The organism is Phenylobacterium aquaticum, from assembly GCF_947378715.1.
Taxonomy (GTDB): domain Bacteria; phylum Pseudomonadota; class Alphaproteobacteria; order Caulobacterales; family Caulobacteraceae; genus Phenylobacterium; species Phenylobacterium aquaticum_A.
The window spans coordinates 1-9,773 of the sequence record NZ_CANCLE010000149.1 but is presented as its reverse complement, the minus strand read 5'-3'; the positions used below and the strand labels follow the sequence as shown (position 1 = coordinate 9,773).

The window sequence follows — 9,773 nt, the reverse complement described above, 5'->3', positions numbered from 1 at the left end:
TTCGCCAATTTCGATCGCGACGCGGGCGTGCGCGACGCCCTGCTGGGCAAGACCGACGGCGCGGCCTTCGCGAAGCTCTATGACCAGTTCCTGCCCGACCATTCCGGCGGCCTGTTCCAGGTGATGGCGGCGGGAGCCCAGGCGGCGGGTCGGGCCGCCGACCATGACGCCCCGCGCCTGCTGGGAGACGGCCTGCGCGGCTGGACCCAGGAGATCGCCTTCATCGTCCGCCGCGATCTGGACCGCGCCTCCAGCTATGACGGGACTGGATTCGGCGTGGCCGGCGGGGTGGAGACCCCGCCCACTGAGCTCGGCGTGCTGGGCCTGCAGACCAGCTTCCTGGGGGTGAATGTCGATGAGAAGGGTTCGGCGGCGGCCGAGTCCCTCGACGGCTCCCTCGCCCAGATCGGCGTCTATTGGCGCGGCGACAGCGACGGGCTCAGCGCGGCCCTGGCGGTCAATGGCGGCTATGCCTGGATGAAGAGCGCGCGTTCGGTCTCGGACGCCGCTTCTGGCCTGTCGCGGCTGGCCAAGTCGGACTGGCGCGGCAAGACCCTGGCCGTCCATGCCGACCTCGGATGGCGGCTGGACGCGGGCCGGCTCTACGCCCGGCCGGAAGTCACGGCCGACTATTTCCTGCTGAAGGAGGACGGCCGCCAGGAGCATGGCGGCGGGGCGGCGGTCGATCTCAAGGTCGAGGATCGTACGGGCCAGCAGCTTGGCGCCTTCGCGGGCGTGACCGTGGGCGGCCGGTGGGGCGTGGAGAGCGCCTTCGCCTGGTCCCCGGAGCTCACGCTAGGCTGGCGCCAGGTGTCCGGCGACGGGGCGGGCGTCACGACCGCGCGCTTCGTCGCCGGCGGCCCGGCCTTCCAGATCGCCGCGCCGGACCTGTCGGGCGGTGGCGCGGTGGCGCGCATCGCCCTCCACGCCCAGGGCGAATATGTCGACCTGCTGATGGAGGCCGGCGGCGAGGTCCGCGACGGCTATGAGACCTATGACGCCCGCATCGCCGCCCGCCTGGTGTTCTAGGCGGGTGGGCGGTCCGGAGGCCCTGTGCGGCCTGGCCGCCATAGCGCTTGGCGTCGCCGACCTCTGCCGGCAGGGCGCCTCGACCGGCTGGCTGAGGCTGTCGGCGGTCATGGCCTGCGCCGGGCTGATCACCGCCATCGGCCTGGGGGTCGCCGACTGGCGAGCGGTCGCCGAGACGCCCCTGGTGGTCATCGCCTTCATGAGCCTGGCCGAGCTGGCCCTGGCCTGGGTCGACCTCCGCCGGCTGCGCGGCCTGCCGCCGCCGAGAGCCCTTTCCGATCTGGTTGAATCAACCAGATCGGATGAAAAGGGTTCTGGTTCAAAAAGTTAGAGCACTTTTTGGAAAATGCTCCAGCTGGCTGGCCTAGCCGAACAGGTCCTGGCGCGGCGCCGCAGTCGTCGGATCGGACTTACGGCTCAGCAGGAACAGACCGGTTTCCGCCCGCCAGTTCTCGATCGCCCGTGTGGGATCGATCGGCCGCGCCGGCTTGCCATTGGACAGGGCCGCGCAGGCATCGATCCGCAGGTTGAGGTCGTCACACAGGGCGGTGAAGTCGTGCAGGGTGCAGAGGTGGATGTTGAGCGTGGAATACCAAGGGTCGGGCAGGGCCTTGGTCTCCGGCATGCGGCCCTTGGCCAGCAGGGCCCAGCGCACCCGCCACTGGCCGAAATTGGGCACCGAGACCACGGCCTTGTCGGCGATGCGCAGCAGCTCGGACAGCACGTGCTTGGGTTCGCGCATCTGTTGCAGGGTCTTGGACAGGATGGCGTAGTCGAAGGCCTGGGTCGGGAAATGGTCGAGGTCGCGGTCGCCGTCGCCCTGCACCACCGCCAGGCCGCGCGCCAGACAGGCCGAGACGCCCTTGGTGGAGATCTCCAGCCCCTGGCCGTCACAGCCCTTTTCGCGGGTCAGCAGCTCCAGCAGCTCGCCCTCGCCGCAGCCGACGTCCAGCACCCGGCTGCCGGGGCGGACCAGGCGCAGGATCTCGCGGAAATCCTCGCGGACCGGGGCCGGGCTCACGCCAACCCCCGCTTTTCCGCCGCCGAGGCCAGGAAGCCGCGCAGGGCGGAGTCCAGGGCCGGCTCGTCCAGGAAGATGGCGTCGTGGCCCTTGTCGGTGGTGATCTCGGCGAAGCTGGCGCGGCAGCCGGCGGCGTTCAGGGCGCGGACGATGTCGCGGCTCTCCGCAGTCGAATAGAGCCAGTCGGATGAGAACGACAGGACGCAGAAGCGCACATCGCGCGCCTTGCGGAACGCCTGGGCCAGCACCCCGCCGTGCTCGGCGGCCAGGTCGAAATAGTCCAGCGCCCGGGTGATGTAGAGGTAGGAGTTGGCGTCGAAGCGGTCGACGAAGCTCGAACCCTGGTGGCGCAGATAGCTTTCCACCTGGAAGTCGGCGTCGAAGCCCCAGGACAGGCCGTCGCGCTGCAGTTCGCGGCCGAACTTCCGCTGCAGGGCCGATTCCGACAGATAGGTGATGTGGGCGGCCATGCGGGCGACGGCCAGGCCCTTGTCGGGCCGCACCCCGGCCAGCTCATAGGCGCCGGCCCGCCAGTCGGGGTCGGCCATGATCGCGGCGCGACCGACCTCGTGGAAGGCGATGTTCTGGGCCGAGTGGCGCGGGGCCGCAGCGATGCAGATCGCCGAGAACAGCTTTTCCGGATAGTCCGCCGCCCACTGCAGGACCTGCATCCCGCCCATGGAGCCGCCGACCACCGCGAACAGGGTCTCGATGCCGAGCGCCTCGACCAGCATCTTTTGGGCCCGCGCCATGTCGGCGATGGTGATCACCGGGAAGGCCAGCGCATAGGGCGCGCTGGTTTCGGGATTGATCGAGGCCGGGCCGGTCGAGCCCATGCAACCGCCGACCACATTGCTGCAGATGATGAAATAGCGGGCGGGGTCCAGCGGCAGGCCGGGACCCACCACGCGCGTCCACCAGCCGGGCTTGCCGGTGACGGGGTGGGTCGAGGCCAGGTACTGGTCGCCGGTCAGGGCGTGGCAGACCAGGACGGCGTTGGTCTTGTCGGCGTTGAGCTTGCCATAGGTCTTGTAGGCGACTTCCAGCGGGGCGATCTGGGCGCCGGAGTCCAGGCGCAGGGGCTGGTCGGCCGGGAACCGCCAGGTTCCGCCGCCGGACGCCTCATCAAGGGTCGCTGTCGCCGCTTCGCTCATCGCGCCGCTTGGACAGCGGGGCGTAATCTCTGTCAACCGCTTCGCGCGCGCGCCCGAGCCCGCTATGAACCGTCCTACGGGCGATGGAGTGAGTATGGACCGGCTGATCCTCTTGCGGCACGGCGACGCCGAGCGGGACTCTGAGAGCGGCGATGATTTCGACCGCCGGCTGTCGGCGCGCGGCCAGACCGAGAGCGCGCGTATGGGAGAGACCCTGGCCGAGCTGGGCCTGATCCCCGATCTCGCCCTGGTCTCCGGCGCGGCGCGGGCCCGCGAGACCTGGGCAGGGCTGGCGACTTCCTTTCCCAAGGCCCGGGCCCAGTTCGAGGACGGCCTCTACCTGGCCGAGGCCGAGGTGTTCCGCCGCGCAGCCCTGGCGGCCGGTGCGGAGACCCGCTGCGTGCTGGTGATCGGGCACAATCCCGGCCTGCAGGAACTGGCCATCCGGCTGCTGATGGAAGCCTCGGCCGGCGGCGCCCTGATCTCCCGGGTGCAGGCCGGGTTCCCGACCGCGGCCGCGGCGGTGTTCCTGATCGATTCGGCCGGGCGACCGCATTATGACGGGCTGTTCTTCCCTCGCGACCGGAGCTGATCCCGGAGATGACGCGCATCTACAAGATCCTGCCCCGGGCCGACTGGGCCGAGGTCCTGATCGCCGGCCGGTTCGACGGTTCAGCGGTCGATCACGCGGATGGTTTCATCCATTTCTCCACCGCCGTGCAGGCGCAGGAGACCGCGCGCCGGCACTTCGCGGGCCAGTCCGATCTCGTGGTGCTGGAGATCGAGGCCGACGACCTGGGCCCGGCCCTCCGCTGGGAGCCCTCCCGGGGCGGCGACCTGTTCCCCCACCTGCACGGGGTGCTGGACCGGTCCATGGTCCGGGCCGTCCATGAGGCGCCCCTGGGCCCCGACGGGATCCCGGCGATCGGGATCCTGCCATGAGCCTGCTGCACGACGGGCTCGCCCGGGCCCTGCATCTGCTGGACGCCGAGGACGCCCATGGGGTGACGATCCGCGCCCTGGAGGCTGGCCTGGGACCTCGCGCCGCCGCCGCCGATCCGATCCTGGCTGCTACCGTCGGCGGGCTTTCCCTGCCCAATTGCGTGGGCCTGGCCCCGGGCTTCGACAAGAACGCCCAGGTGTTCGCTCCCATGCTGGCCGCCGGCTTCGGCTTCGTGGAATGCGGCACGGTCACGCCCCTGCCCCAGGCCGGCAATCCTCGCCCGCGTCTGTTCCGGCTCAGCGAGGACCAGGCGGTGATCAACCGCATGGGCTTCAACAACCAGGGGCTGGAGCCCTTCGCCGCCCGCCTGAAGCGGCGGGGCCCCGGCGTGGTGGGGGCCAATATCGGGGCCAACAAGGACGCTGCCGACCGGATCGGCGACTATGTCACCGGCCTGACGCGGCTCTGGGGCCTGGCCAGCTATTTCACCCTCAACATCTCCTCGCCCAATACGCCGGGCCTGCGGGCCCTGCAGACCAAGGCCGCCCTGGAGGAGCTGCTCGGCCGGGTGAGCGAGGCCGCCGCCGCCCTGCAGCCTGCGTCCCGCGTCCCCATGTTCCTGAAGGTCGCCCCGGATCTGGAGGACGGCGAGGTCGAGGCCATTGTCGAGGCCGTGGTCGCCCAGGGGCTGTCCGGGATCATCGTCTCCAACACCACCATTTCGCGGCCACCGCTGAAGAGCCGCCATGCGGGCGAGACCGGCGGACTGTCCGGCGCGCCGCTGCGGTCCCTGGCCCAGGACATGATGGGCGCCTTCCATGCCGCCTCTGCCGGCCGCACGGCCCTGATCGGCGCGGGCGGCATAGCCTCCGGGGCCGACGCCTATGCCCGCATCCGGGCCGGGGCCCAGGCGGTCCAGCTCTATTCGGCCATGGTCTATGGCGGCCCGGGCCTGGTGACCCGGATCCGGCGCGACCTGGCCCTTCGCCTGCGCGCCGACGGCTTCGGCGCCGTCGGTGAGGCGGTGGGCGCATCTTGACCGCGCGGCGATTCGCGCAGGACGCGAGGCCGGCCCGCGTTGCTCAAGTCCTCGCGATGCCGTAACGGGGAGTCGTCATGGCCGACGCCCCTGAGCCTCAGACGTCCTGGAGGCGCCCCGGAAGGCGTTTCTTCTGGCCGGGCGGCCTGTCCGCGCGTCTGCTGATCCTCACCACCCTGTTCGTGGCCGGCGCCGGCGCGCTGGCCCTGCCGCCGACCATGGCGGCCTTCGAGGAGCAGTGGCTGCTCGACCGGGTGCGAGCCGCCGAACTGGCCTCGCTCTCCACCGAGGTCGCCCCCGACCGGGGGGTCACCAAGCAACTCTCCGACCAGCTGCTGACCGGGGCCGGGGTGGAGACCATCGCCATCCAGGCCGACGGGCTGCGCCGCCTGGTGCTACAGGGGCCAAAGCTCGCCCAGGCGCCCTATCTGGTCGATCTGCGCGACCAGGCGCCCGTCTCCTGGCTGACCGCGCCGTTCCAGACCCTGTTCGGCGGCGATGGCCGCATGGTGCGGGTGATCGCCGAGCCGCGGTTCCGCAAGGCCGACTTCGTCGAGATCGTCGCCCCCGACGTCGAGCTGAAGCGAGCGCTCAGCGTCTATGTCGGCCGCCTGGTGCTGGTCACCGGCTTCGTCGCCGGACTGGCCGGCCTCTTGGTCTATCTGTCGCTCAATCTGTTCCTGGTCCGCCCCATGCAGCGGATCACCTTCGCCATGGAGCGGTTCCGGGCCGACCCGGACGATCCCGCCTCGCATCTGGAGCCCTCTGGCCGCCGCGATGAGATCGGCCGCGCCGAGGTGGAGCTCGACCGCATGCAGGCCGATCTGCGGGTGGCGCTCAACGCCCGCGCCCGGCTGGCGGCCCTGGGCGAGGCGGTGGCCAAGATCAATCACGACCTGCGCAACATGCTGACCAGCGCCCAGATCGCCTCGGAGCGGCTGGCGACGGTCAAGGACCCCCAGGTGGCCCAGGCCCTGCCGCGCCTGGAGCGCGCCCTCGACCGGGCCGTGAAGCTGGCTTCCGACGTGCTGGCCTATGGCAAGACCCAGGAGGCGGCGCCCGACGCGCGTCCGACCCCGCTGTCGCCGGCCCTGGAGATGGCGGCGGAAGAGGCCCGCCTGGTGGACAAGGGCCTGAGCTTCTCCAACGAGGTCGACCCCGCTGTCCAGGTCCAGGCCGACCCCGACCAGTTGCACCGCATCCTGGTCAACCTGTTGAAGAACGCCCGCGAGGCCATCGAGCAACAGCCGGGTCGCACCGAGCCCGGCGTCATCCGCGCCAGCTTCATCCAGGAGCCGCTGTCCGGTCTGATCCGCCTGGCGGACAATGGCCCCGGCGTGCCCGAGCGGGCCCGCGAGCGCCTGTTCCAGCCCTTCGCCGGCTCCAGCCGCCCCGGCGGCGCGGGCCTGGGCCTGGCCATCGCCCGCGAGTTGGCCCAGGGCCATGGCGGCGACCTGACGCTGGCTGAGACCGGCTCCCAGGGCGCGGTGTTCGAGCTGCGCCTGCCGGGCGTTCCGCCCAGGCTCGACAAGCCCAGGCGGGTTCGGAAGAAGAAGCCCGCGGCGGATTAGGGCTGCCGGGCCACGCCTTCGCGGCGGGGATCGGCGCCGCCCTCCAGGCCCTTGGGCGTGACCATGATGCCGTGCAGGCCGGAGCCCTCGCCGCCGAAGCCGGCCATCACCTTGACCCCCTTGGCGGCCAGGCCGTCGACCACGCCCGGCGCGAACTTGGCGGGCTCGGAGGCGTAGGTGTCGCCCCGCGCGATCATGTTCGGCAGGGCGACCGCCTCTTGCATCGAGAGCTTCCAGTCCAGCACGCCGACCAGGGCCTTGAGGTTATAGGCCAGGATCGCCGGTCCGCCGGGCGAGCCGACCAGGCCGGCCAGCCGGCCCTTGCGGTCCAGGATGATGGCCGGGGCCATGGACGAGCGCGGCCGCTTGCCGCCGGCCACCGCATTGGCCGCCGCCACCCCGTCCTTTTCCTTCGGCGCGAAGGAGAAGTCGGTCAGCTGGTTGTTGAGGAAGAAGCCGTCGACCATCCGGCCGGTGCCGAAGATGCTCTCCACCGTGGTGGTCATGGAGACCGCGTTGCCGGCGGCGTCGACGATCACCATGTGGGTGGTGCCGCCCGGCTCCCTCGTGGCGTCCGGCGCGCGGATCCCGGCGCCCTTGGGCGTGCCGGGCGTGGGCGCCGGGCCGGCCTTGTCGGGATTGATCAGGGCCGCGCGGGCCTTCAGATAGGCCGGGTCGAGCAGGCCCGCCATCGGCACGTCGACGAAATCCGGGTCGCCGTAATAGCGGTCGCGGTCGACATACATCAGCCGCTCGGCCTGGCTCATCAGGTACCAGCCCTGGACCTTGTCGGGGCCGTACTTGCCGATATCGGTATTGGCGAGGATGCCGAGGCCCTCCAGCAGGGCCGGGCCGCCGGAGGGGGCCGGCGGCGTGCAGACCACATAGACCCGATAGGGGCGGCAGACCGCCTCGGTGACCTTGGGCTTGTAGCCCTTGAGGTCGGCCAGGGTCATGGTTCCGGGCAAGGCCCCTTGCGTGGTGCGATTGACGATGTCCTGGGCGATCGGACCTTCCAGCAGGGCCTTGGGGCCCTCGGCGGCGAGCTTGCGCAGGGTGGCCGCATAGGCCGGGTTCTTCAGGGTGTCGCCGGCCTGGTACTTCGTCCCGTCCGGCTTGGTGAAATAGGCGAGCGCGTCCGGCTCCTTGGCCTGGGGCGCGGGGCCGACGATCATGCCGGCCAGGCGCGGGCTGACCACGAAGCCCTGGTCGGCCAGGCGCTCGGCGTCGGCGAACAGTTGCGACCAGGCGAGCTTGCCGTGCTGGGACTGGGCCAGCGACAGCATGGCGATCGCGCCCGGAACGCCGGTGGCGCGGCCGCTGAGCAACCCTTGAATGAAGGGCAGGGGCTTGCCGTCGGGGCCGGTGAACATGTCGGCCGTCGCGCCGGCCGGGGCGGTCTCGCGGCCGTTATAGGCGCTGACCTTGTGGGTCTTGGCGTCGTAATAGGTCATGAACGACCCGCCGCCGAGGCCGGAGCTCTGCGGCTCCACCAGGCCCAGCACCGCCTGGATCGCCACCGCCGCATCCACCGCCGAGCCGCCCTTGCGCAGCACGTTCAGCCCCGCCTCCACGGCCAGCGGATTGGCGGCGGCGACCATGCCCTTGGAGGCCGGCGCGGCGGCCGGGGCCTTCGGCTTGGCCTCGGCGGAGGCGAGGGACGCGGAGGCCATCGCCAGGGCGGCGGCGAGGGCGAGGACAGAACGCTGAATGGAGGACAAGGCGAACTCGCGAAACAATGGCTTCAAGTTGATCTTTCCAACATAGCGACCCGCGCGTGGACAACAAACGTCCTGCCGTGCACTTCGTGGCCCCATGACCGAAAGACCTGACGCCGCCCCCGGATTGCGCAATCTGATCACCGACGTGCCCGGCTTGCAGATCGGCCAGGCCCAGGACGTCGCGGCCCGCACCGGGGTGACGGTGATCCTGCCCGACAACCGCGCCGTGGCCAGCTGCGACGTGCGGGGCGGGGGGCCCGGCACCCGGGAGACCGATGCGCTCAACCCGGAGAACCTGGTCGACGCTGTCGACGCCATCGTGCTGGCGGGCGGCTCGGTCTATGGCCTGGCCGCGGCCGACGGGGTGACGGCCTGGCTGGGCGCGCGGGGACGCGGCTATGGCCTGGTCACCCGGCCCGGCGTGCCGCCCTCGCCGGTGGTGCCGGCCGCCATCCTCTATGATGTCGCCAATGGCGGCGACCGCGACTGGGGCGAGGAGCCGCCCTATCGCCGCCTGGGCCGCGAGGCGGTGGCCGCCGCCGGCCTGGAGTTCGACCTGGGCACGGCCGGCGCCGGCTACGGCGCCATGGCCGGCAGCCTCAAGGGCGGCACGGGCTCGGCCTCGGTGGTCGCCGCCGATGGGCTGACCGTGGGGGCCATCGTGGCGGTGAACAGCTTCGGCGCGGTGACGGCGCCCGGCGGCCGCGCCTTCTGGGCCGCGCCCTATGAACTGGCCGGTGAGTTCGGCGGCCTGGGCGCGGGCGGCCTCGCCGCCGGCCCCGATGACTGGGGCCTGGCCAAGGCCGACCCCCAGCAGCGGATGAACACCACCATCGCCTGCGTCGCCACCGACGTGGTCCTGACCCCGGCCCAGGCCCGGCGCGTGGCGATCATGGCCCAGGACGGCCTGGCCCGCGCCATCCGCCCGATCCACGCTCCCTTCGACGGCGACGTGGTCTTCGCACTCTCCACCGGCCGCCGCCCGATGGGCGCCGACGCCAACTTCACCCTCGCCCGGATCGGAGCGCTGGCCGCCGACTGTCTGGCCCGCGCCGTGGCCCGGGGCGTCCACGCCGCCACGCCCTGGCCCGGCGTGCGCGCCTGGCGCGACCTCTGAGGGACCCCTGGCGGCCGCCTGAAAATTCCTGCTCAGACCGGCTTGCGCTTTTCGCGAGCCGCGACTAGGTTCCGCGCCCTTGCCGTAAGGCTCTGCGCGCCCGTAGCTCAGCTGGATAGAGCATCAGACTACGAATCTGAGGGTCGGACGTTCGAATCGTTCCGGGCGCGCCATTTTC

The 9,773-nt window shown here is 71.5% G+C and carries 10 protein-coding genes and 1 tRNA gene; 8 read left to right on the top strand and 3 right to left on the bottom strand.

The window, feature by feature from the left end:
* Together Q7P21_RS16485 and Q7P21_RS16480 are read left to right on the top strand one after the other, a co-directional pair.
* A partial coding sequence (locus tag Q7P21_RS16485; RefSeq protein WP_304177958.1) for an autotransporter domain-containing protein occupies positions 1-1,029 on the top strand: 1,029 nt, incomplete at its 5' end.
* Positions 995-1,360 (top strand): hypothetical protein, encoded by a 366-nt coding sequence (locus Q7P21_RS16480; RefSeq protein WP_304168055.1) that lies wholly within the window; start codon positions 995-997, stop codon positions 1,358-1,360. The genes Q7P21_RS16485 and Q7P21_RS16480, both read left to right, overlap by 35 nt.
* 33 nt (positions 1,361-1,393) lie before the next feature.
* Here the strand turns inward: Q7P21_RS16480 and metW are convergent, their stop codons facing one another.
* Positions 1,394-2,050: a methionine biosynthesis protein MetW gene (metW, locus tag Q7P21_RS16475; protein ID WP_304168060.1), complete on the bottom strand. Its 657-nt coding sequence runs from the start codon at positions 2,048-2,050 to the stop codon at positions 1,394-1,396.
* A complete protein-coding gene (locus tag Q7P21_RS16470; protein WP_304177956.1) occupies positions 2,047-3,204 on the bottom strand; it encodes a homoserine O-acetyltransferase in 1,158 nt (385 codons plus the stop codon). Before Q7P21_RS16470 ends, metW begins: the two co-directional genes overlap by 4 nt.
* A 94-nt stretch (positions 3,205-3,298) precedes the next feature.
* Between Q7P21_RS16470 and Q7P21_RS16465 the strand changes: the two genes are divergently transcribed.
* The 4 genes from Q7P21_RS16465 (at position 3,299) to Q7P21_RS16450 (ending at position 6,757) form a co-directional block, all read left to right on the top strand.
* Positions 3,299-3,796, top strand: coding sequence for a histidine phosphatase family protein (locus Q7P21_RS16465; RefSeq protein ID WP_304171146.1), 498 nt, complete (start codon positions 3,299-3,301; stop codon positions 3,794-3,796).
* A gap of 8 nt (positions 3,797-3,804) precedes the next feature.
* Positions 3,805-4,146, top strand: a complete 342-nt coding sequence (locus Q7P21_RS16460) for a DUF952 domain-containing protein (RefSeq protein ID WP_304171148.1) — start codon at positions 3,805-3,807, stop codon at positions 4,144-4,146.
* Positions 4,143-5,186 carry a quinone-dependent dihydroorotate dehydrogenase gene (locus Q7P21_RS16455; protein ID WP_304177955.1) on the top strand — a complete coding sequence of 348 codons (1,044 nt, stop codon included), beginning with the start codon at positions 4,143-4,145 and terminating at the stop codon, positions 5,184-5,186. The genes Q7P21_RS16460 and Q7P21_RS16455 overlap by 4 nt, the downstream gene beginning before the upstream one ends.
* Positions 5,187-5,263: 77 nt before the next feature.
* Positions 5,264-6,757, top strand: a complete 1,494-nt coding sequence (locus tag Q7P21_RS16450) for a HAMP domain-containing sensor histidine kinase (protein WP_304177953.1) — start codon at positions 5,264-5,266, stop codon at positions 6,755-6,757.
* On the opposite strand, the gene ggt is transcribed toward Q7P21_RS16450, so the two are convergent.
* Positions 6,754-8,430 (bottom strand): gamma-glutamyltransferase, encoded by a 1,677-nt coding sequence (ggt, locus tag Q7P21_RS16445; RefSeq protein ID WP_304177960.1) that lies wholly within the window; start codon positions 8,428-8,430, stop codon positions 6,754-6,756. The genes Q7P21_RS16450 and ggt overlap by 4 nt on opposite strands.
* A 142-nt stretch (positions 8,431-8,572) precedes the next feature.
* Between ggt and Q7P21_RS16440 the strand changes: the two genes are divergently transcribed.
* Together Q7P21_RS16440 and Q7P21_RS16435 are read left to right on the top strand one after the other, a co-directional pair.
* Positions 8,573-9,595, top strand: a complete 1,023-nt coding sequence (locus tag Q7P21_RS16440; RefSeq protein WP_304177951.1) for a P1 family peptidase — start codon at positions 8,573-8,575, stop codon at positions 9,593-9,595.
* Positions 9,596-9,691: 96 nt separating this feature from the next.
* Positions 9,692-9,768, top strand: a tRNA-Arg gene (locus Q7P21_RS16435).
* The last annotated feature ends 5 nt before the right edge of the window (positions 9,769-9,773 follow it).